General features: G+C 63.1%; 22 protein-coding genes. 15 read left to right on the top strand and 7 right to left on the bottom strand.

Annotated features, from left to right (window positions below):
* Positions 1-7 precede the first annotated feature (7 nt).
* Positions 8-613 carry an HrpB1 family type III secretion system apparatus protein gene (locus G3O01_RS02975; protein ID WP_205802933.1) on the bottom strand — a complete coding sequence of 202 codons (606 nt, stop codon included), beginning with the start codon at positions 611-613 and terminating at the stop codon, positions 8-10.
* Between the two features lie 244 nt (positions 614-857).
* Between G3O01_RS02975 and sctU the strand changes: the two genes are divergently transcribed.
* The 14 genes from sctU to G3O01_RS02905 all read left to right on the top strand — a co-directional run bounded on the left by sctU (position 858) and on the right by G3O01_RS02905 (position 13,102).
* The gene (gene sctU / locus G3O01_RS02970) at positions 858-1,928 is read left to right on the top strand and encodes a type III secretion system export apparatus subunit SctU (protein WP_205802932.1); all 1,071 of its coding nucleotides are present in this window, start codon (positions 858-860) and stop codon (positions 1,926-1,928) included.
* Between the two features lie 43 nt (positions 1,929-1,971).
* On the top strand, positions 1,972-4,056 hold the full coding sequence (gene sctV / locus G3O01_RS02965; RefSeq protein ID WP_205802931.1) for a type III secretion system export apparatus subunit SctV: 2,085 nt from the start codon (positions 1,972-1,974) through the stop codon (positions 4,054-4,056).
* 8 nt (positions 4,057-4,064) lie between these two features.
* On the top strand, positions 4,065-4,625 hold the full coding sequence (sctP, locus tag G3O01_RS02960; RefSeq protein ID WP_205802930.1) for a type III secretion system protein SctP: 561 nt from the start codon (positions 4,065-4,067) through the stop codon (positions 4,623-4,625).
* 9 nt (positions 4,626-4,634) lie between these two features.
* Positions 4,635-5,828, top strand: coding sequence for a type III secretion system cytoplasmic ring protein SctQ (gene sctQ, locus G3O01_RS02955; protein WP_241023576.1), 1,194 nt, complete (start codon positions 4,635-4,637; stop codon positions 5,826-5,828).
* The gene (gene sctR, locus G3O01_RS02950) at positions 5,806-6,462 is read left to right on the top strand and encodes a type III secretion system export apparatus subunit SctR (RefSeq protein ID WP_205802929.1); all 657 of its coding nucleotides are present in this window, start codon (positions 5,806-5,808) and stop codon (positions 6,460-6,462) included. The genes sctQ and sctR overlap by 23 nt, the downstream gene beginning before the upstream one ends.
* Before the next feature lie 30 nt (positions 6,463-6,492).
* The gene (gene sctS, locus G3O01_RS02945; protein ID WP_205802928.1) at positions 6,493-6,756 is read left to right on the top strand and encodes a type III secretion system export apparatus subunit SctS; all 264 of its coding nucleotides are present in this window, start codon (positions 6,493-6,495) and stop codon (positions 6,754-6,756) included.
* Positions 6,753-7,718, top strand: coding sequence for a hypothetical protein (locus G3O01_RS02940; protein ID WP_205802927.1), 966 nt, complete (start codon positions 6,753-6,755; stop codon positions 7,716-7,718). The genes sctS and G3O01_RS02940 overlap by 4 nt, the downstream gene beginning before the upstream one ends.
* A 136-nt stretch (positions 7,719-7,854) precedes the next feature.
* Positions 7,855-9,057 carry a type III secretion protein gene (locus G3O01_RS02935; protein WP_205802926.1) on the top strand — a complete coding sequence of 401 codons (1,203 nt, stop codon included), beginning with the start codon at positions 7,855-7,857 and terminating at the stop codon, positions 9,055-9,057.
* 2 nt (positions 9,058-9,059) lie between these two features.
* Complete coding sequence (locus G3O01_RS02930; protein WP_205802925.1) at positions 9,060-9,302, top strand: type III secretion protein; 243 nt, start codon at positions 9,060-9,062, stop codon at positions 9,300-9,302.
* 78 nt (positions 9,303-9,380) lie between these two features.
* Entirely contained in the window at positions 9,381-9,602 is a 222-nt protein-coding gene (locus G3O01_RS02925) for a hypothetical protein (RefSeq protein ID WP_205802924.1), read from the top strand.
* Positions 9,603-9,683: 81 nt separating this feature from the next.
* Positions 9,684-10,139 (top strand): CesT family type III secretion system chaperone, encoded by a 456-nt coding sequence (locus tag G3O01_RS02920; RefSeq protein ID WP_205802923.1) that lies wholly within the window; start codon positions 9,684-9,686, stop codon positions 10,137-10,139.
* Positions 10,140-10,203: 64 nt separating this feature from the next.
* Positions 10,204-10,665 carry an MEKHLA domain-containing protein gene (locus tag G3O01_RS02915; RefSeq protein WP_205802922.1) on the top strand — a complete coding sequence of 154 codons (462 nt, stop codon included), beginning with the start codon at positions 10,204-10,206 and terminating at the stop codon, positions 10,663-10,665.
* Between the two features lie 245 nt (positions 10,666-10,910).
* Positions 10,911-12,692 carry a nitrite/sulfite reductase gene (locus G3O01_RS02910; protein ID WP_205803105.1) on the top strand — a complete coding sequence of 594 codons (1,782 nt, stop codon included), beginning with the start codon at positions 10,911-10,913 and terminating at the stop codon, positions 12,690-12,692.
* Entirely contained in the window at positions 12,689-13,102 is a 414-nt protein-coding gene (locus G3O01_RS02905; protein WP_205802921.1) for a DUF934 domain-containing protein, read from the top strand. Before G3O01_RS02910 ends, G3O01_RS02905 begins: the two co-directional genes overlap by 4 nt.
* Positions 13,103-13,132: 30 nt before the next feature.
* On the opposite strand, the gene G3O01_RS02900 is transcribed toward G3O01_RS02905, so the two are convergent.
* From G3O01_RS02900 to cyoA, 6 genes are all read right to left on the bottom strand, one after another.
* Entirely contained in the window at positions 13,133-14,482 is a 1,350-nt protein-coding gene (locus G3O01_RS02900) for a type II toxin-antitoxin system HipA family toxin (protein WP_205802920.1), read from the bottom strand.
* A gap of 2 nt (positions 14,483-14,484) precedes the next feature.
* On the bottom strand, positions 14,485-14,748 hold the full coding sequence (locus tag G3O01_RS02895) for a helix-turn-helix domain-containing protein (protein ID WP_205802919.1): 264 nt from the start codon (positions 14,746-14,748) through the stop codon (positions 14,485-14,487).
* Between the two features lie 143 nt (positions 14,749-14,891).
* On the bottom strand, positions 14,892-15,275 hold the full coding sequence (cyoD, locus tag G3O01_RS02890) for a cytochrome o ubiquinol oxidase subunit IV (RefSeq protein WP_205802918.1): 384 nt from the start codon (positions 15,273-15,275) through the stop codon (positions 14,892-14,894).
* Entirely contained in the window at positions 15,272-15,895 is a 624-nt protein-coding gene (cyoC, locus tag G3O01_RS02885) for a cytochrome o ubiquinol oxidase subunit III (protein ID WP_205802917.1), read from the bottom strand. Before cyoC ends, cyoD begins: the two co-directional genes overlap by 4 nt.
* Before the next feature lie 2 nt (positions 15,896-15,897).
* Positions 15,898-17,901, bottom strand: coding sequence for a cytochrome o ubiquinol oxidase subunit I (gene cyoB, locus G3O01_RS02880; RefSeq protein WP_205802916.1), 2,004 nt, complete (start codon positions 17,899-17,901; stop codon positions 15,898-15,900).
* A 5-nt stretch (positions 17,902-17,906) separates the two neighbouring features.
* Positions 17,907-18,839, bottom strand: a complete 933-nt coding sequence (cyoA, locus tag G3O01_RS02875) for a ubiquinol oxidase subunit II (protein WP_205803103.1) — start codon at positions 18,837-18,839, stop codon at positions 17,907-17,909.
* Between the two features lie 233 nt (positions 18,840-19,072).
* Between cyoA and G3O01_RS02870 the strand changes: the two genes are divergently transcribed.
* Complete coding sequence (locus tag G3O01_RS02870; RefSeq protein WP_241023570.1) at positions 19,073-20,485, top strand: PLP-dependent aminotransferase family protein; 1,413 nt, start codon at positions 19,073-19,075, stop codon at positions 20,483-20,485.
* Positions 20,486-20,610: the final 125 nt, after the last annotated feature.

Genomic DNA, 20,610 nt, shown 5'->3' with positions numbered 1-20,610 from the left:
CCTCGGCTCAGGCGCGCAGAAAGGCGTGCGACGCGAATGCGGGTGCATCGCCCGGTGCCGGTCGCGCAGTCTTTGTCTGCGCACGTTCCTGCTCGTCCGCGAGATCGCGATACGACTCCGGCAACACGAACTCGCCGCCGCGATGGTTTGCGCGTGCGGCTTCGAGATCGGCACGCACGCCAAGCGCGCGAATCAGCGCGCGCGTTTCGGGGCCCGCGTCGCCTTCGAGCGCCGCATCCGCCCATTGACGCCAGCCCGCATCCTTCTGCGACGCGAGGCAATACGCATACATCGCTTTCGCGTAGGCAAACGACGGCGCCGCATCGATCACGTCGCGCAACGTACGGGACGCTTCTTCCCAGCGGCCATTGACGATATGCAACACGCCCGCGAGCGTGTCGATTTCGGCCAGCTTCGGACGAAACGCGCGCAGTGCGTCGAGTATCAGTTCGATGTCGGCCGTATCGGCGCTGGCTTGCGGGAAATGCCGGAACAGCCCCGCCGATGCGATCTCGATCAGCGCGCTCAAGGTCGCATCGCCGCATTGCAGATAACCCGGCGCGGTCTGGGCGTTTACGGGTTGTGACGCGGGTTTGGAAGCATTCGCAAGCATGGCGTGGACCCTCTTGAAGATAACAGGACGCGGGGCGTCAACGGTTCGCAAGGTAGCAAGCGCGCGCCTTGTGAAGTGCACCGCAGCCGAAGCAAGTCGCGCGAAAGCGAACCTTGCGGCGCGAATCCTGTTGGCCGCGCATGCCGGGTTCATGCGCTTCGCGTTCGTGCGCCGGGCTTCGCCTCGTCATCCCGAACGCCGCAACACGCGCCCTACACTGCGCCAGCACGATGAGGAGCGCCTGATGAGCGACGACAAAACCGAACAGCCAACCGAGAAACGCCTGCGCAAGGCGCGCGAGGACGGCGAGGTCGCGAAGAGCACGGACCTCGTCGACGGCGCAGTGCTCGCCGCAGGCGTCGGCATGCTGATGGCGACGGGCGGCAAACTGGTCGATTCGCTGCGCTCGTGCGTATCGATCGCGTTGAAGTTCGTCGCCGGCCCGCATGACATGACGACGCTGCTGCTTGCCGTGAACCAGATCGGCTCGCGCATGACGGGCGCACTGTTACCGGTGATCGGCGCGGCAATTCTCGCTTCCATTGCCGCGCTGGCCGGACAGACGGGCATCATGATTTCGATGAAAGCCGTCGGTCTCAAGTTCGAAAACGTCAGCCCGATGGCGGGCATCAAGCGCATCTTCTCGCTCAAGTCCTTGCTCGAACTCGCGAAGATGACCATCAAGGGCATCGTGCTCGCCATCGTGATGTGGAAGACGATTACGGGCCTGCTGCCGCTCGTAACCGGTTCCCTTTTCCAGTCGTTGCCTGAACTGTCGAAGCTCGCAAGCTTCGTTCTGATCCGGCTGCTCGCCGTCGCGGCCGCGCTATACGTCGTGTTCGGCGGCATCGACTTCAAGCTGCAGAAGTTCCTCTTCATACGCGGCAAGAAGATGAGCAAGGACGAGATCAAGCGCGAATTCAAGCAGGACGAAGGCGATCCGATCATCAAGGGCGAGCGGCGCCGGCTCGCGCGCGAGCTTGCGACTTCCGCGCCGCGCCCGATCGCGACGGCGAACATGGTGGTCGTCAATCCGACGCACTACGCCGTCGCTGTGCGCTACGCGCCCGACGAATATCCGCTGCCCGTCGTGATCGCCAAGGGCATGGACGAAGCGGCGCTGCAGATGCGCCGCGACGCGCAGTTCGCGGGCGTGCCGATTGTCGGCCATCCGCCCGTTGCGCGTGCGCTCTACAAGGTCGAGCTGGACGAGCCGATTCCCGACGAACTGTTCGAAGCCGTCGCCGCGATCCTGCGTTGGGTCGACTCGCTCGCGTTGCCGCGTGGAGCGGGTGAAGCACCGCTGAGCCACTAACGCGCGCCCGGTAGCGCGCACTCTTTCGCATCACTACACGCCTATGTTCAAGACACTCAAACTGCCAGCGGGCGGCGAAATCGGCATCCTCGTGATGATCGTCGCGATCGTTTCGCTGATGATCCTGCCGCTGCCGTTCTTCATGATCGACATTCTCGTCGGCCTGAACATCGCGGCAGCCGTCACGCTGCTGATGATCACGCTCTACGTGCCGAGCGTCGTTTCATTGTCCGCATTCCCGTCGATCCTGCTGTTCACCACGCTCTACCGCTTGTCGCTGAGCATCGCATCCACCAAGTCGATCCTGCTGCACGCGGAAGCGGGCGACATCATCGACAGTTTCGGCAAGCTGGTGGTGGGCGGCAATCTCGTGGTCGGCATGGTGGTGTTCATCATCATCACGCTGGTGCAGTTCATCGTGATCGCGAAGGGTTCAGAGCGCGTCGCGGAAGTCGGCGCGCGCTTCACGCTCGACGCGATGCCGGGCAAGCAGATGAGTATCGACGCGGACCTGCGCGCCAACCTGCTAACCGCCGACGAAGCACGCCATAAACGCGCAACGCTCGCGCTCGAAAGCGCGCTGCACGGCGGCATGGACGGCGCGATGAAGTTCGTCAAGGGCGACGCCGTCGCCGGCCTCATCATCACGATGATCAACATCGTCGCGGGACTCGCTGTCGGCGTGCTCTATCACGGCATGACAGCGGGCGAAGCGGCGAACCGTTTTTCGATTCTGTCTGTGGGCGATGCGATGGTCGCGCAGTTGCCCGCGCTGCTGCTGTCGGTTGCGGCAGGCGTGATGATCACGCGCGTCGCCGACGATCGCGACGAGAAGCCGCGTTCGCTCGGCGCCGAGATCGGCAAGCAGTTGATGGGCAGCGCGCCCGCGCTTGGCTTCGCCGCCCTGCTGCTGGTTGCGTTCGCTGCCGTGCCGGGCTTTCCGTGGCCGCTCTTCCTGGTGCTGAGCGGCATTCTCGGCTTCACTGCGTGGAAGCTGAAAAAGCGCGGCCCGGCACGCGCGTTCGAAGACCTCGAAGCCGTGGGTTCGATGCAGCGCGCAGGCGCCAAAAGCGAGACGCCTGCCATTTCCAGCGTGCCGCCCGCGTTTTCCTGTCCGCTCGGTGTGCGCCTTGCGCCTGATTTGCGTGGACGTCTCGCGGTTGACCGGCTCAATCACGCGTTCGAAACCGAGCGTGCTTCGTTGCAGGAAGAACTGGGTCTGCCGTTTCCGGGCATTCACATGTGGATCAGCGAAAAACTTGCGCCTTCCACCTGCGAGTTCCTGATGCACGATGTGCCTGCGTTTACGCTCGAACTGCCGCAAGGCAAGGTGTTGTTGCCTGATCTGGCGCAACGGCTCGCAGCGCAACCCGACGATGCACCAACGCAGGCACTCGCCGAACGCTGCGAGCAACGCGAGCCGATCGACGGCAGCACGCAGCCGGGTTACTGGCACGACGAAGCAACGCTTGCCGACAAGACTTCAGGCTGGCGTGCCGAACAGGTGATCGCGCATGTCAGCGTGCAGTTGCTCCGGCGCAATGCATCGCTCTTTCTCGGCGTCAACGAAGTGCAATGGATACAGGAGCAGTTGGGCATCGAATATCCGGGCCTGCTTGCGGAAGTGCAGAAAGTGCTGCCGCCGCAACGCATCGCCGATGTGCTGCGGCGTCTGCTCGAAGAACAGATTCCGATCCGCAATATCCGCAACATCATGGAAAGCCTGATTGCGTGGGGACCCAAAGAGAAAGACGTGCTGATGCTCACGGAGTACGTGCGCGGCGATCTCGCGCGCTTTCTCGCGCACCGGGCCGCACTCGGCGCGCGGATCCTGCCCGCGATCCTGCTCGACGGTCCCGTCGAACAACATATCCGCCAGGCGATCAAGCAGACGCCCACGGGCAACTATCTCGCGCTGCCGCCCGATCAGATCAGCTTTCTGGTCGATAGCATCGAATCCTTCGCGGGCTTGGCGCCGCGTCCCGGTATCGCGCTCGTCACGTCGATGGATATCCGGCGCTACGTGCGGCGCATGATCGAAGGCAGGCTCGGCTGGCTGTCCGTCTACTCGTATCAGGAATTGGGCGGACATCTGGAATTGCAGCCGATCGGCCACGTGACGGCCTGAGGCAGCGTATGTCGAGAATCAACTCGCGCCCTGTCCGCGTGATCGCAGCGCCCGCGCAAGCGTCGTCTTCGGCCGCGAGTACGCGGATGCGTCGCTCGCGACACGCGGATTTTGCCGCGCTGCTGCGCCGTGACGAGCCGCCAGCGCCAGACGATCTGCTCGCCAGCCAGCACGACGAAGACGAACAGAAGCGACACGATCCACAAGCATCGCTTGCGCAACGCATCGGCAGCGCAAGCCAGCGCGTCGTCGCCGCCTTGCTGCGACGCGAGCAGCAGATGCTGGAGCTTGCGCATGTGCTCGCGCGGCATATCGCGGAGTTCGCGTCGAATCCTGCGATCCGTCACGCGGGTCACTGGGAAGTCGCGCTACGTATCGATCCGCAGCGACTGCCCGGCACACAGTTGCACCTGACGCTTTCGCCCGCGGTTCTGTTGCTTCGCTTCGACGTCGAGACAGCCGATACGCGCGAATTACTCTTGCACCATGCCGGCCTGCTCGAACGCGAGTTGCGCCGGGTGCTCGCGTCGATTGGCGAAGCGCGCACGCTCGAACTGACGGTTCACTAGCTCATCCTTATGTCCACTGTGTCTCCCGCGCGTCCGTATGCGGACAAGCTGCGCCACGTCTGCGCCGACGCCGCACGCGCCGCGCGCTTTCTGTGCGATGCGCGTCATGTCGACGCGATGCGTCGTCTCGGCGCAATCGAAGCGCTCGAGATCGCGTCCGCTGCGACAAACGTTGCCACGTTCGACGAAGCCGGCCGCATCGTGCTTGCGCAGCTGGAAGGCACGCTGGATATCGATCTCGATCTCGCGCGCTATCCGGCCTTGCAGATCGTTGCGGCCAGCTCGGGCGACAGCGCCCGTCACGCTTTGCGCAGCACGCTGGCGAATGCCTTGCTCGCGCCGCTCGTGCAGCGTTTTCAGGCGGCGGGGCTGGGACGCTGGCGTGTGACGTCGGTGGAACGCGCTCCGGCCGCCGCTGCGAACGAGGCACGCTTCGATATCGCATTGCTGCATGAAGGCGTCGTGCATCGCCTGTCGGTGAGTGCGACGGGCGCCACGCTCGACATGCTGCATCGGCGGCTCGCGGATTTTCCGTCGCATGAGGCCAACCATATGTTCGCAGCGTCGTCGCGGATCAGCATCGCGGGATCGATTGCGCTTGGGGCGCGGCGCGTGTCGCTCGCTGCATTGCAATCGCTGCGTCCCGGCGACGTCGTGCTGCGCGCGTTCGCGCCTTCCATCGCGCAGGCGCTTGGCAGCGGCAACCCATATGCCGCGCGCGCGGCATGGGGCACGGCAGGCATGCGGCGCATCCATGCGCGTGTCGTGATCGACGGCACGCAGGTCACTGTAGAAGAGAAACCCATCATGAACGAAGAACCCTTGCAGGCCGAGATGCCCGACACGCTTCCCGGCGACGGCGAAGCGCTGCACGACAGCGCGGCCGCCACGAGCGGAGACAACTGGCAAGCGGATCACGCTGCCAGCAACACCGATGAAGACGAACCCTTCGACGCTCCGCTCGATATCGGCCTGCTCGATTTACCCGTGCAATTCGAAATCGACAGCGTGGCCCTGCCGCTTGCCGAGCTTGCCGCATTGCGGCCGGGCTACGTGATCGAACTGGCCGCGCCCGTGCTCGATACGCCGGTGCGTCTGGTCACGCATGGGCAAACGGTGGGCTATGGCGAGGTCGTCTGCGTCGGCGAACATCTGGGTGTACGGATTACGAGAATGGCGTATGCCGGCGATTCAGACAGGTGACATCACCGGGCTGCTGATCGTCGTGCTGGCGATCAGCGTGATCCCGTTCATCGCGATGGTGGTGACGTCGTACATGAAGATCGTCGTCGTGCTCGGGCTGTTGCGCAACGCGCTCGGCGTCCAGCAGGTGCCGCCCAACATGGTGCTCAACGGCATTGCGATCATCGTGTCCGTGTACATCATGGCGCCCGTCGCGTTCTCCGCAATGCAGGGCATGCAGGCGAACCAGGTGCCTGGCAACGTCACGCAGAACGTGACAGCCGGTATCGCCGCCGCGCGCGAGCCGTTCCGCACGTTCCTCGAAGCGCATGCGCAATCACGCGAGCGGCAGTTCTTCCTGCGCTCGGCGTCCGCGTTGTGGCCCGCGCAGCAGGCCAAGGCCTTGAAGGACACCGACCTGATCGTGCTCGCGCCCGCTTTCACACTGACGGAGCTGACCGACGCATTCAAGATCGGCTTTTTGCTCTACATCGGCTTTATCGTCGTCGATCTCGTGATCGCGAACGTGCTGATGGCGATGGGCCTGAATCAGGTGCAGCCGACCAACGTCGCGATTCCGTTCAAGCTGCTGCTGTTCGTCGCGATGGACGGCTGGTCCACGCTGATGCACGGCCTCATTCTCGGCTACCGGTAAGCGTCGCGTCTCTTCAATTACGGATTTGCCATGACTATCGATACGCTCGTCGGACTCGCGACACAAGGGCTGCTGCTGTGCCTGTACGTGTCGCTGCCCGTGGTCGTCGTCGCGGCCGGCGTCGGCCTGCTGGTGTCGTTCCTGCAGGCGATCACGTCGCTGCAGGATCAGACGCTGTCGTTCGGCATCAAGCTGATTGCCGTCGTGGTGGCGCTCGTCGTCGTGGCGCCGCTGGGTGCGTCGGCGATCCTGCGCTTTGCGAACCAGTTGCTGCTCACGGCCGTCACGCGATGAACCCGATCCATTCGCGTCCCACTGCGGGCGCTTCATCGGCCGATGCTGCCGCACAGACGCAACGCGGCACGACCGAACCGGCACATCAACAGACGCGCGCGCGCTTCGCGGCATCGTTGCGCAACAACGTCCGCTTCGCGCATGCGCATCACGCGCATCTGCAGGGGCAGGCTCGCTCGGCCAACGCGCGGCGTCTTGCGAAGGCGCTGGCGAAAAAGCGTCAGGGCAAAGCGGCTACGACGCGTTTCGCGGCAACAAGGCGCCCGACTACGACACGTTCGGGCGCTGGCGCCCGAGCTTCACAAAATACCCGCGGCACCGACCGGCAACGCAATACGCCACTGCGCGTGACGCGCGACGGCGGTAACGGCGGCTCGCGCGGCGGCGGCCAGCAGCAGGACGAACAGCAGCAACGACAGCAGCAGCGCAAAGACAGCGCCCGCGAAGACGAACTGATGCTCGATGGTGTGGACGGCGGACATCGCGCCACGGCTGTCGCGCCAGAATTCGCGGCGCATGCGCTCACGTTGACGGGCGCGCCTCGTCGCGAAGCGCTGGCCAATGCCTGGTGCGATGCCTTGCTCAAAAACGGCCGACCTCTGCACGATGCGCTCGCCCAACTGCGTGCATTGCGGCAACGCGAAGGCGCATTGCCGCTCGCATCGCTGGCTCAGGTTCGTCAGTCGCTGATGGACGCGACCGCGCGAGCTGCGGCCGGGCGTCAGCAGACCGGCGATGCAACGCTCAAGCCCGCGGCGGCGGCGGCACTGCTGAGCACATCGAATGCAACGCGCAACGTCCTTGCGCCATTGCTCGCGCTCGTCGCGGGCAGCCCGATGCTCGCACGCCGCGAAGCACGCGCTGCGTGCGCCAACGCAGTACTCGACGGCACCGCCCGCGCGCGCAGCACACGTGCGATTGAGGCAGCGGACCAGCCGCACTCCGCTGCGCCCGCTCGCTAAAGTCGCTTCGCGTTCGCACGTTTGCCTTCGCAAACGTTGCGTGTCGCGGTCCATGCGTCCATTAATCTGCGACTCATCGAAGGAAACGTGACAGCCTGGCGGTTGCACCCGCTTCCAAGCCTGACCGACCGAACTCATGAAACAACTGCGCATCCTGACGGGTATTCATGCTGGCGCGACCGCCCCGCTCGGTCACGGTTCCCACCGGATCGACGCGGACGACGACGCCGACATTCGCATCACCGACTGGACGGGACCGTCCGCGATCGTCGAAGTCGGCGACAGCGATGTCGTGACCGTGCGGCGTCTCGCGGCGCAAGAACCCGGCACCGCAGCAAGCGACGAAGCCACGCCCGATGAAACGCAAGAAGCATCGGATGAAGGCGTCGAAGACACTGCGCCTGTTTTCATGCTCGACTTCCTGCCGATGCAGTTCGATCAGAGCGTGATCTGCATCGGTCCGGACGATGTGGAATGGCCCAGCGACCTCGCGCTGCTGTCCACGCTGCTCAAGCCCGGCCAGCCCGACGACACCGCGCGCAATCAGCAGCGTTCGCGCCGCCGCACGTTTGTCGCGCTTGGCGCGGCCTGTGTCGCGCTGGTTGTGATCGCCTGCGTCAGCGCGCTGTCGATGACGACGCGCGCCAAGGCATCGATGCTGCCCAACGACGTCGCCGCGATGGAAAACGTCAACCGCGAGTTCGCGGCGGCGCATCTGAACGAGTTGCGCGCGTCGCTCGATGGACATGGCGGTGTGCTGGTGCGCGGCCTCGTCGCCAACGAATCGGAGAATCTCGCCGCGCGGCGCCTCCTTGCCGCGATCACCGCGCCGCGCGTGCAGGCGCAGTACGGCATCGCGGAAGTCATCCGGCGCAGTATCGGCGAGAGCCTGCCTGTCGCCGGAATCAGCGTGCGTTACGACGGCGGTGGCGTGTTTGCGATTGCGGGCAAGGATGTCGACATGGACGCGTTACAGCAAGGCGTGAAGCGTATCCGCCCCGATCTGCCCGCGAACGTGAAGGACATCCGCATCGATGCGACGGGCGCCGAACAGGCCGATGCGCCAGCGGGCGCGAGCTACATCGCGATCGTGTCGTCGGATACCGTGCGCTATGCGCAAACGCCCGATGGCGTGAAGCACATCTTCATTCTCGACAACGAGACGAATGCGAGCATGCCCGCAGCGGCCAGCGACGCAGCCGCCTCATCGCAACCCGCAAGCGATGCGGCCACACCCGCGTCGAGCGCCAGTCAGTTCACCGGGCCGGCCGCCGCACGGCATGTGCTCGACCCACCCCAGACGTCCGTCGTGCAGACGGCCGACACGTTACGGAGATGACCATGTACGAAGCCATTGAACGCCACGCGCAGCACTTCATGGAGTTGCAGAACGTCGTGACAGCCGCCGACGCCGATACACGCGTCGCCGGGTTGCGCAAGGCACTCGAAGAAAGCGCCGAGCAGCTGAACCACGCCGCCGACGGCACCGCCGCCGACCGCGACGCACGCGCCCGCATCTATCGCGGGCTCATCGCCGCGAGCCGCATCGTCGGGCAATTGCGTGAGGACGCGTTGCGCGGCTGAAGCGCGCATCGCATCGCATCGAAGTTTTTCAACCACCGGTTGGACATGCCGTCCGCCGGAATCTTCCAGGAGAGCAACATGCCCGGTATCGCAACAGCAGCAACCTCCGCGTTGAGCGGCATCACGAACGGCGTCAACTCGAGCAGCGCAACGCAAAGCGCAGAGGCGACGATCAACAACAACGCGCAGCAGCAGCTCGAAATCGCGCAGGCGCAATCGAATGCGAGCCTGCTGCAGGCACTCGGCGAAGCGATGAAGTCGGGTGCGTCGAGCATCCAGAAGGCCGCGCAGGCATCGTAATGCGCGTGGGCTGGCCGTCCGCGCGGCGGCCAGCTTATCTGTCTCAAGCAATTCTTCCCTGTATGAACATGTATTCGCACCGTGAGTGAAGACCGTTACACAGACCTCGTCACATCGCTGTGCGAAGCCGTCGGCTTGCCCGACGTCGAGCACGTGCTGCAGACGCATTCAATCGAAGTGGGCGGCCTCGATGTGCGGCTCGACTGCTTCGAGGAAGATCCGGACGCGCTTTATCTGAGCTTTGATTTCGGCGCGGTGACAGCGGGACGCATTACGACCGTCTACCGGTTGATGCTCGAAGCGAACCTGCTCGTGTATGCGCAGGACCAGGCGCAACTCGGGCTCGACGCCGACTACGGCAACGTCGTGTTGCTCGTGCGCGTGCCGTTCAACGATGCGCCTTCGGGCGAAACGCTCGCCGACCTGCTCGCCCATTATTCGGAACACGGCACGTACTGGAAACAGAGCATTCTCGAAGCAAGCGACGAGCGTTTCGAAGCTGTGATGTCGGGCAACTTTTCGTGGATCCGGGCGTGACATGTTCACGAAAATCGACGTCACGCTAGAATATCCGTCGACTCTGCATGGACGATTTCAACCGATGGATCTGCGAACCGACCTGAATTATTTCAACCTGCTCACGGGCAGTTATGCGCGTCTGCTGGGCACGGAACTCGTGCCGAATCACGAGCGCGCCGAAGATGCCGCTGCGTGGCTCTATCACGACGCGCCGTTCGGGCTGCTCGCGCACAATACCGCGCAAGACCCGGTGTTCGTCTACGGCAACTGCCGCGCGCAAACGCTGTTCGGCTACGACTGGGACGAACTGACTGCGCTCCCGTCGCGTCTTTCCGCCGAAGCGCCCGAGCGCAGCGAGCGTCAGGCCTTTCTCGAACAGGTGACGCGCGATGGCTTCGTCAGCGGCTATCGCGGCGTGCGTATCGCAAAGACGGGCCGCCGTTTCTGGATTGAACGCGCGACCGTGTGGCAGCTTTTCGATGAGAACGGCAAGCTGCATGGCCAGGCCGCGATGATTCCGCACACCACTGCGCTGTCCGAATAAGCGTTCAGTCGCCGCCCCACCTCTCCCTCTTCTCTTCGACCGGGCACCGCGCTTGATGCGCGCTGCCCGGTTTTCTCATCTGCTGCGGTCGTTTTCGCGTCATCTGCGTCTTGTCGGCCGATGCGCGCGCCAGTAGATTCGACCGACATGTCCCCGCCGGAACGATTCGCCGCTCGAATCGGCCGTCGTTACGCGTCTCAAGGCGAACGTCCCACATCATGCGTTCGCCGCCCTTCAGGTTAGCCATGTATCAGTACAACGAGTTTGACAAAGCTTTTCTGCTCAATCGCGCCGCGCAGTTCCGCGACCAGATTGAACGATGGCAGGACGGCAGATTGAGCGAGGATGCCTTTCGTCCTTTGCGGTTGCAGAACGGCTGGTACGTGCAGCGGCATGCGCCGATGCTGCGCGTGGCCGTGCCTTATGGTGAATTGTCGAGCGCGCAGCTTCGCGTGCTTGGGCGCGTGGCGCGCGAATACGACGCGCCCGAAGCCGACGTGTATCGCCGTGCGCTCGACGCGCAGCGCAAGCTCGGCACCGTTCGTCTGCCGACTCATCACGCACACTTCACGACGCGCACCAACGTGCAGTTCAACTGGATTCCGCTGTCGAAAGCCGCCGACGTGATGGACCTGCTCGCGACCGTCAACATGCACGGCATCCAGACGAGCGGTAACTGCATCCGCAATATTTCCTGCGATGAGCGCGCGGGCGTTGCACCCGACGAGATCGCCGACCCGCGGCCCTTCGCGGAAATCATGCGGCAGTGGACTACGCTGCATCCTGAGTTCGCGTTTTTGCCCCGTAAGTTCAAGATCGCGATCACAGGTGCGACCGATGACCGCGCCGCGACCGACTGGCACGATGTCGGCTTGCGGCTGCGCTACGGCGATAACGGCGAACTCGGTTTTCGCGTGACCGTGGGCGGCGGCATGGGACGCACGCCGGTGATCGGCACCGTGCTGCGCGAGTTTTTGCCATGGCAGCACATCATGAATTACATCGAAGCCGTGGTGCGCGTGTACAACCAGTACGGGCGGCGTGACAACAAGTACAAGGCGCGCATCAAGATACTCGTGAAGGCGGAAGGCCAGAAGTACATCGACGAGGTCGAAGAAGAGTTTCGCCAGATCGTCGAGCATGACGGCGGGCCGCATACGATTCCGCGCGCTGAACTCGAACGCGTGAATGCGTATTTCGTGCAGCCTTCTGTTGACAAGACTTCGGACACGAACGCACGCAAGGCGATTGACGACGCATCCGCGCAGCATCCGCAATTCGCACGCTGGCTGGAACGCAATGTCGCGCAACACCGGAACCCGTCGCTGCGCGTGGTCACGCTGTCGTTCAAGCGCTTGCTGCAGGCGCCCGGCGATGCATCGGCCGATCAGCTCGATCGTGTCGCCGATCTCGTCGATCGATTTTCAGCAGGCGAAGCACGCGTCACGCACACGCAGAACATCGTGTTGCCCTGGGTGCATGAAGACGATCTGCTCGCACTGTGGGAAGCGGCGCGCAGCGTCGGACTCGCGAGCGCAAATGTGCATCTGCTGACGGACATGATCGCCTGCCCCGGCGGCGACTTCTGCGCGCTGGCGAATGCGCGGTCATTGCCGGTTGCAGAAGCGATTACCGAGCGTTATCAGGACATGGACGAACTTGAAGACATCGGCGAAGTCGATCTGCACATCAGCGGCTGCATCAATTCGTGCGGACATCACCATAGCGGGCATATCGGCATTCTCGGCGTCGACAAGGATGGCGCCGAGTGGTATCAGGTGACACTCGGCGGATCGGATGGCTCGCACGCGAGCGGCGCCGCGCAGCCCGGCAAGGTGATCGGGCCATCGTTTTCCGCGCATGAAGTGCCCGATGTGATCGATGCCGTATTGCGCACGTATGTCGAGCATCGGAAGCCATCGGGATCGCGCCGTGAGAGCTTCATCGAAACGGTCCGGCGTATCGGGCTCGATCCGTTCAAGACAGCGGCCAACGCGGCACGCACGCCGCTGGAGGTGTCGGCATGAACGGTCAATCGCGTATCCGTATTCTCGCTTTGAACGAACACGCCGCCGATGCCGTCGAGCACGTCGTCACGCTCGATAACGACGCCGATCCGTTCGCGCATAGCGATTCGATCGCTCACGCGGATCGCGTCGAACTGAACTTTCCGAACTTCACCGATGGCCGCGCGTTCAGCCAGGCGTATCTGATCCGTCGACGGCTTGGCTTCAAAGGCGATCTGCGCGCGACAGGCGACGTGCTCGCGGATCAGCTGATCCAGATGGAACGCACGGGATTTTCCAGCGCCGTACTGAGCGAAGGCGTCGATCCCGCCGATGCGCACCGCCAACTGGAACGCTTTGCGGCCTTCTATCAGGGCGATGTGGTACGTGATGCGCCGTTCAGGACCGGCCAGGAATCTCTGGCGGAATGAGCGGAGCGAGTCCTTGCGGGGTTCGACACACTACCCCGCAGGCATGCTCTCCAGCGCGCGTGCCGCCGCCAGCACACCACCCAGTATCCTGTCCGCCACCTGCCCGGAGAACCCTGCGGGCAGGTCCGCGCGCACTTTCTCCACGACCTCTGGCGTGCGGCCGATGATCTCCTGCATCAACGGCTCGGCATTGTCACCATAGCCGACCTTCCTGGCTGTGCTGTTGAAGTGGCGGCGCTCGATCGTATGCATCTGATAGTGCTTGCTCTTCCCGAGCAGAGCCATCGCGAGCTTGATTTCCCGGTCTGCCCACTGACTCGGCCCGTCACCGATCACCGGATAGGCCGACATCACGTCATACATCGGCGTCAGTTTGAAGCGTCCCGCGCCGCCGCCAAGCAGCTGGATGCTGAAGTTCTTGGCGTGACCGTCCGGCGCCCGCATCAGCCAGAAAAGAATCTGCGCGGCCATCAGCGTGCGCATGTCCTCTGCCGCCTGCTGCGACTGCTGCAATAGCGTGAACATCTTCTGGAGGCCAGGGCCGCCCTCGTTCTCGTATTTGATCAGCGGCGATGTGCCCGTTGCCTGGCAGAAATCCTCCTGCACGAGCCGGAACAACTGCTTTCCACTGCGCGAGAGCACCCGGTCGAACCGTTCGACCACAAGCACCCGCTGCGAGCCAAACGTCTCGATGCGCGCCTCTGCCGTGGGCAGTCCGTACTCCTTGAACAACCGCAGGCAGAGCCACTCGTTGTCGACCGACGTGCTGAAATCGGCCTTGCGCCCGCCCACCATGCCGATAGGCAGCTTGAAGATGTGCGAGGTCGGCGTCGTGCCGCGCGGCTTCATCCATTGGCCGTCCCACCACAGGAAAGCGTCTTTCTCCTGCGCGCCGGCCAGCGAGATGCGGAAGTCGTCGTCGGGATCCCTCGCTGCGGCGAAACGGTCCGGACTGACGACTTCGAGCAGGTGCCGCTCGATCGCCTCTTCATCGACGACGATACCCTCGACCTTGTCGATCCCTTCTGGCTTTGCTTCGTCCGGCAGAAGCTGCAAGGCGCCTACGCAGTCGCGGCCAATCGCGGCCAGCAGGTCGAATGCATCGATGGAGCCCGTCTTGAAGCGCGCCGCCACGCGCCGTCGGATCGTCTCGCTATCCGGCAGCAGGCCATCGAAGTAATGGGCGACATGGTCGCCCTTCAGCGGCTCGTTGTGGAGGTTGAATGGCAGCGACAGGGATATCGGCCGCCCACGCGCGGACTCGCGCCAGGCGGTGTCGTACTGAAGCTCCGAGTCCCCATTCGCATTGATGGTCCAACGGCCGACGAAATCGCCGTTGGCCCACAGGGAAAGCGTCTGGCTGTGCGAACGGCGGCCCACGCTCACCACTCCGGAGCGTCGTTCAGTTCGGTCACGCTCCGCTCGCCGAGGCTCAACTCGAGTCCGACGGCCGAGCACCAGCTGAGCAACTGCTTGAAGCTCAGCTCACCCGGGTTCTTTTCCAGGTACGATATGCGGTTCTGACTCAAGCCGACGCGCTGCGCGACCTCCGCCTGCGTGAGCTTGCGCCGCTTGCGCGATGCGACGAGCAACTGACCGAGCTGGGGCGCGGTCACGAGTGGCTGGGAGGAAGGAGCGGCAGACATAGCAATTATCCGGTATTCGGCTAACTGCATATTAGCCGATATACGGATAAAGTCAATTTAGCCGGAATACGGATATTTTAGATTTATCCGCTATCCGGCTATTCATGCGGAAGCGTCCCATACCAAGGGACGCGACCTGCCCGTCAATCGCGTGCCAATGCGCGTTCGACGGAAATCTGCGTCGGCATCATGTTGATGTTCGCGTTGTGGATCACCCACAGCGAACCCGCCACGATGATCGCGATCAGCAGCGCCGTGCACACGAAAATCCCTGTGTTCGAGCGCTGATCCGCCGATGAACCCAGGTGCAGGAAGTACCGCAACTGCACGACGAGCTGCACGACGCACAGCACGACCACGGCGGCGAGACCCATCGAGCGCGGCACGACATGCGTCATCACCACGCCAAACGATGCGAATGTCAGCACCAGCGACAGCAGCATCCCGACCACATAGCTCTTCACGCTGCCATGCGACGCATCATGATCGTGCGCATGCGCGAGATTCGATTCCGATGTTTTGCTCATAGAAATTCACGCAGATAGACAAGACTGAACACGCAGATCCACACGAGATCGAGGAAGTGCCAGAAGAGGCTCAGGCACGCGATGCGCCGCCGCGTCACCGGCGTCAGACCGAAGCGGCTGACCTGATGCATCATCACGACGATCCACAGCAGACCCGTGGTCACGTGCAGACCGTGCGTGCCGACGAGCGTGAAATAGCTCGACAGGAACGCACTCGTCGACGGCCCGGCGCCATCGCTGATCAGATGGGCGAACTCATACACTTCCATGCCGATAAACGCGGCGCCCAGCACGAAGGTCGCGGCCAGCCAGCCGACTACCTTGCCGCGCCGGTTCGCATGCATGCTCAGCACGCCCATGCCGAACGTGAAGCTGCTGGCGAGCAGCAGCAACGTTTCGCCCAGCACATACGGCAGTTCGAACAGCTGCTTGCCCGTCGGCCCGCCCGCCGTTGCGTTGGCGAGTACGCCGAACGTCGCGAACAGCGTCGCGAAGATCAGGCAGTCGCTCATCAGGTAAATCCAGAACCCGAGCGTGGTGCGTGTGCCGCTGTCGTGCTCGTGGTCGTGGCCGTGCGCGTCGTGATGATCGTGCGCGGCAGAAGTCGATATGCTGCTCATGGTCAGGCCATCTCCGCCAGTTCTTCGTCACGCTCGTTGCCGAGCTTCGCGTAACGTTCGTTCTCGATGCGTGCGACTTCCGCCGCCGGCACGTAGTAATCGACGTCCTGATCGTAGGAGCGCGCGATGAACGTCGCGACCATGCCGATCAGCCCGACCACCGCAAACACCCACATGTGCCAGACCATCGCAAAGCCGAACAGCAGACTGAACGCGGCGATGATGAAGCCCGAACCCGTATTGCGTGGCATATGAATGTCTTCGTATGCCTTCGTGGGCCTCACGTAAGCGCGCCCTGCCGCCTTGTCATCCCAATGCTGTTCGAGTGACGTGATAACGGGAACGTGCGCGAAGTTGTAGAACGGCGCAGGCGAAGCCGTCGACCATTCCAGGCTGCGTGCATCCCACGGGTCGCCCGTCACGTCGCGATACGCGTCGCGCTTGCGGATGCTGACTGCGAACTGGATCAGGATCGCAAGAATGCCCATGCCGACGATCACCGCGCCAACCAGCGCAACGATCAGCCATACATGCCACTCAGGCACCGAGTAATGATTCATGCGGCGCGTCATGCCCTCGAAGCCGAGGATATAGAGCGGCGTGAACGCGAGCCAGTAACCCACCAGCCAGCACCAGAACGCGACCTTGCCCCAGAACTCGTCGAGTGTGAAGCCGAAAACTTTCGGGAACCAGTAGCTGATGCCTGCGAGACAGCCGAACACCACGCCGCCGATGATCACGTTGTGAAAGTGCGCAACGAGGAACAGGCTGTTATGCAGCACGAAGTCTGCGCCCGGCACGGCGAGCAGCACGCCCGTCATGCCGCCCACCGCGAACGTCACCATGAAGCCGATGGTCCACAGCGTCGACGAATGGAAACGGATGCGGCCGCGATACATCGTGAACAGCCAGTTGAACAGCTTTACGCCCGTCGGGATCGAAATGATCGACGTCATGATCCCGAAGAACGCGTTCACGTTCGCACCCGAGCCCATCGTGAAGAAGTGATGCAGCCACACGAAGAACGACAGAATGCCGATCGAAGCCGTTGCATACACCATCGACTTGTAGCCGAACAGCGGCTTGCCCGAGAACGTGGCGATGATCTCCGAGAACGCACCGAACGCGGGCAGGATCAGGATGTACACCTCGGGGTGACCCCAGACCCAGATCAGGTTGATGTACATCATCGCGTTGCCGCCAAGCTCGTTCGTGAAGAAGTGCATGTCGAGATAGCGGTCCATCGTCAGCAGCGCGAGCGTGCCCGTCAGTACCGGAAACACGGCGACGATCAGGATGTTCGTGATCAGCGCGGTCCAGCAGAACACGGGCATCTTCATCAGATTCAGACCAGGCGCACGCATGCGCAGGATCGTCACGATGAAGTTGATGCCGCTCAGCGTCGTGCCCAAACCCGATACCTGCAACGACCATATGTAGTAGTCGACGCCTGTGGTTGGACTGTAGCCAAGCTCGGAGAGCGGCGGATACGCAACCCAGCCCGTCGCCGCGAAATCGCCGACGAACATCGAGATCATCACGAGCACCGCGCCGACCGCCGACAGCCAGAAACCCAGCGAGTTGACGAACGGATACGCGACGTCACGCGCGCCAAGCTGCAGCGGCACGACGACATTCATCAGGCCGAGAATCAGCGGCGTCGCCACGAAGAAGATCATGATCACGCCGTGCGCGGTGAAGATCTGATCGTAGTGATGCGGCGGCAGGTAGCCCGCCGATTCGCCGAACGCGATGGCCTGCTGCGCGCGCATCATGACCGCGTCGGCGAAACCGCGCAGCAGCATGATGAGCGCGAGAATGATGTACATCACACCGATCCGCTTGTGATCGACGGATGTGATCCACTCTTTCCACAGGTACGTCCACTTGCCGACGTAGGTAATGGCGCCAAGCAACGCCAGACCGCCCAGAATCACGACACCGAGCGTGCCCATGATGATGGGCTCGTGATACGGAATCGCATCGAGCGTAAGTTTTCCAAACATATCCACTACTCCGATACCAAAGCTGCGTGTGAAGGCAGGCGAGCGGGCTTGACGTACATGTCGGCGTTGGCCGTCGTGCAGATCGGTTTGCCGCTCGCATCACGCATGTACTGATAGACGACGCCGTCGAACAGTCCCGGCGCGACGTTGCTGTACAGCGTGACGGGGTTCTTCTTGCTCGGTTGCTGCAACTGGTCGTAGGCAGCGACGTCGAGTGCCTGCTGCGACGCCTTCGCGTGCGCGACCCATGCATCGAATTCGCCGCGGCTCGTGACGACCGTGTTGAAGTCCATGTCCGAGAAACCCGGTCCGCTGAACGCCGACGAACGGCCCGCATACGTGCCAACGCTGTTCGCGATCAGATGCAGTTGCGTCTGCATGCCCGACATCGCGTAGACCTGGCTGCCCAGTTGCGGAATGAAGAACGAGTTCATCAGCGATTCCGCCGTCAGCCTGAAATCGACGGGTGTATCGACAGGCAGCGCAAGCTGGTTGACGGAAGCCACGCCGTAATCCGGATAGATGAAGAGCCACTTCCAGTTCAGCGCGACCACTTCGACACGCACCGGCTTCACATCGGACTCGAGCGGCTTGTATGGATCGAGACTATGCGTTGTCTTCCATATCAGCACCGCAAGTGTGGCGACGATGATGCAGGGAATGGTCCATACGACGACTTCGATCGCGGTCGAATGCGCCCACGTCGGCGCGTACTTCGCCTTCGTGTTCGATTCCCGGTAGCGCCACGCGAAATACAGCGTGAGCGCGATCACCGGAATCACGACCAGCAGCATCAGGCCAAGCGCGATCAGGATCAGATTCTTTTCCTGCTCGCCAATCGAGCCTTTCGGATTGAACAGCACCATGCTGCAACCGCCTAGCAGGCTGAGCGCGCCGGTTACAGCGACGCGGCCTGCGCGGGCGAGTTGACTTCGAATGGGATGGGAGCGGGGCCATCGTCCCGCGGATTGGGGGGAACCCCCGTGTGTAGGTGGGTTGCGCATGCTTTGAGGTTGGTTGCCGGGTTACATAGCCCCATGCATCTATCCCCCAACGTGGTACACGCGCGAGTTTTCCGCCATGCAACGGTTTTCGGCGGATACATACATAGGCTATGGCGGCGCATGCTAGAGTAAGACATAAGCCATACATGCGCGACAAGTTGCCACACATGCCCTCTTCCTCAGTAACTGCAAGAAAACGCGGCGCGCGGCGGCCGGACTGGATCACGGATTTCGCCGACAACGGCAAGGCGCGCTATCTGCAGATCGTCGATCTGATCGAGCGCGCCGTTGCGGACGGCAAGCTCAATCCGGGCGACCGGTTGCCGCCGCAACGCAAGCTCGCGGAGATGATCGGCGTCGATCTGACAACCGTCACGCGTGGTTTCGCCGAGGCGCACCGGCGCAACCTGATCGAATCGCGCGGGCCGCTCGGCACGTTCATCGCGCCGCCCAAGGCGACGTTCATGCAGCAGGTCGATCTGAGCATGAACATTCCCCCGCCGCCCGCCGACATCGATCTTGCAGTGTTGCTGCGGCGCGGGCTTTCACAGGTGCTGGTGCGCAGCGATATCGATCTGCTGATGACATACCAGTTAGGGGGTGGCAGCGACACCGACCGCCAGGCTGGTGCGGCGTGGCTCAAGCCCGTATTGGGGCACGTGGACCCGTCGCGCGTCATCGTCACGCCCGGCGCGCATTCGGCGCTTGCGGCGCTGATTCTGGCGCTCACGCAGCCAGGTGCGCCCATCTTCACCGAACAGCTGATCTATCCGGGTTTGCCGCTGATTGCCCAGCAACTCGGCCGCACACTCGACACGATCGCATCCGACGAGCACGGCATGCGCCCCGATGCGCTCGACGCAGCCTGTGCACGCACGGCCGGCGGGTTGATCTATCTGAATCCGACCATCCGCAATCCCACTGCGCAGACCATGCCTGAGCGCCGTCGCAAGGAGATTCTGGCGGTTGCCGCGCGTCGCAATGTGCGCATCGTCGAAGACGATCCCTATTGGCTATTCGCCGACGACCCGCCACCGACGCTCGCGAGTCTCGCGCCGCAGCAGGTCTATTACCTGTCCACGCTGTCCAAATGCATTTCGCCGGGCTTGCGCGCGGCGTTTCTCGTGTTGCCGGCTGCTGCGGAGCAAGAGGCCTTTCTGAAGGCGCTGCGCTCGCTTTCGCTGATGTCGCCGCCGCTTACCACGTCGCTTGTTACGCAGTGGATACTCGACGGCACCGCGTCGGACGTGCTCGCGGGCATCCTGAAGGAATCGGGCGAGCGCCTGCTCGCCGCGAACCAGATCCTTTCGACAGTGAGCATGCAGGCGTCCAGCGGCGCGATCCATGTGTGGCAGCCGCTGCCCGCGCACTGGGCTGCGCAGAGCCTCGCGGCAGCGGCGCGCACCGAAGGTCTCGTCGTCGCGCCGTCTTCCGCGTTCTGCCAGAGCGGCGATGTGCCGAATGCGATCCGTATTTCGCTTGGCGGCTGTACGCGGCGCACGGAATTGACATCGGCGTTGCGCAAGCTCGCGGCGCTGGTCGAACGCAAGCCGTCGGCGGATGACCGTTTGCTGATATAGCGCATCTGCTGCGCTGAAATCTCCGTCAACTGCTGCTGTACGAAAGACGGCCGGACACGAATAATACGTCCAACGCTGCTTCGAGCATTTCCACCTCCTTTTACGGAGCGGCGTCGGGAACGCTG

The sequence above is a fragment of the Burkholderia sp. Ac-20365 genome (genome assembly GCF_017104715.1).
Lineage (GTDB): Bacteria > Pseudomonadota > Gammaproteobacteria > Burkholderiales > Burkholderiaceae > Paraburkholderia.
Note: the sequence above shows the minus strand (reverse complement) of the source record. Positions and strands in the feature narration are given on the sequence as shown.

Coding starts and splice junctions, on each gene's coding strand:
- G3O01_RS02930 (WP_205802925.1), top strand. CDS start 9,060: ATGTACGAAGCCATTGAACGCCACGCGCAGCACTTCATGGAGTTGCAG.
- sctV (WP_205802931.1), top strand. CDS start 1,972: ATGTTCAAGACACTCAAACTGCCAGCGGGCGGCGAAATCGGCATCCTC.
- G3O01_RS02895 (WP_205802919.1), bottom strand. CDS start 14,748: ATGTCTGCCGCTCCTTCCTCCCAGCCACTCGTGACCGCGCCCCAGCTC.
- G3O01_RS02935 (WP_205802926.1), top strand. CDS start 7,855: ATGAAACAACTGCGCATCCTGACGGGTATTCATGCTGGCGCGACCGCC.
- sctS (WP_205802928.1), top strand. CDS start 6,493: ATGACTATCGATACGCTCGTCGGACTCGCGACACAAGGGCTGCTGCTG.
- G3O01_RS02910 (WP_205803105.1), top strand. CDS start 10,911: ATGTATCAGTACAACGAGTTTGACAAAGCTTTTCTGCTCAATCGCGCC.
- G3O01_RS02870 (WP_241023570.1), top strand. CDS start 19,073: ATGCCCTCTTCCTCAGTAACTGCAAGAAAACGCGGCGCGCGGCGGCCG.
- G3O01_RS02925 (WP_205802924.1), top strand. CDS start 9,381: ATGCCCGGTATCGCAACAGCAGCAACCTCCGCGTTGAGCGGCATCACG.
- sctQ (WP_241023576.1), top strand. CDS start 4,635: ATGTCCACTGTGTCTCCCGCGCGTCCGTATGCGGACAAGCTGCGCCAC.
- cyoD (WP_205802918.1), bottom strand. CDS start 15,275: ATGAGCAAAACATCGGAATCGAATCTCGCGCATGCGCACGATCATGAT.
- sctR (WP_205802929.1), top strand. CDS start 5,806: ATGCCGGCGATTCAGACAGGTGACATCACCGGGCTGCTGATCGTCGTG.
- G3O01_RS02915 (WP_205802922.1), top strand. CDS start 10,204: ATGGATCTGCGAACCGACCTGAATTATTTCAACCTGCTCACGGGCAGT.
- cyoB (WP_205802916.1), bottom strand. CDS start 17,901: ATGTTTGGAAAACTTACGCTCGATGCGATTCCGTATCACGAGCCCATC.
- G3O01_RS02940 (WP_205802927.1), top strand. CDS start 6,753: ATGAACCCGATCCATTCGCGTCCCACTGCGGGCGCTTCATCGGCCGAT.
- G3O01_RS02975 (WP_205802933.1), bottom strand. CDS start 613: ATGCTTGCGAATGCTTCCAAACCCGCGTCACAACCCGTAAACGCCCAG.
- sctP (WP_205802930.1), top strand. CDS start 4,065: ATGTCGAGAATCAACTCGCGCCCTGTCCGCGTGATCGCAGCGCCCGCG.
- sctU (WP_205802932.1), top strand. CDS start 858: ATGAGCGACGACAAAACCGAACAGCCAACCGAGAAACGCCTGCGCAAG.
- G3O01_RS02905 (WP_205802921.1), top strand. CDS start 12,689: ATGAACGGTCAATCGCGTATCCGTATTCTCGCTTTGAACGAACACGCC.
- cyoC (WP_205802917.1), bottom strand. CDS start 15,895: ATGAGCAGCATATCGACTTCTGCCGCGCACGATCATCACGACGCGCAC.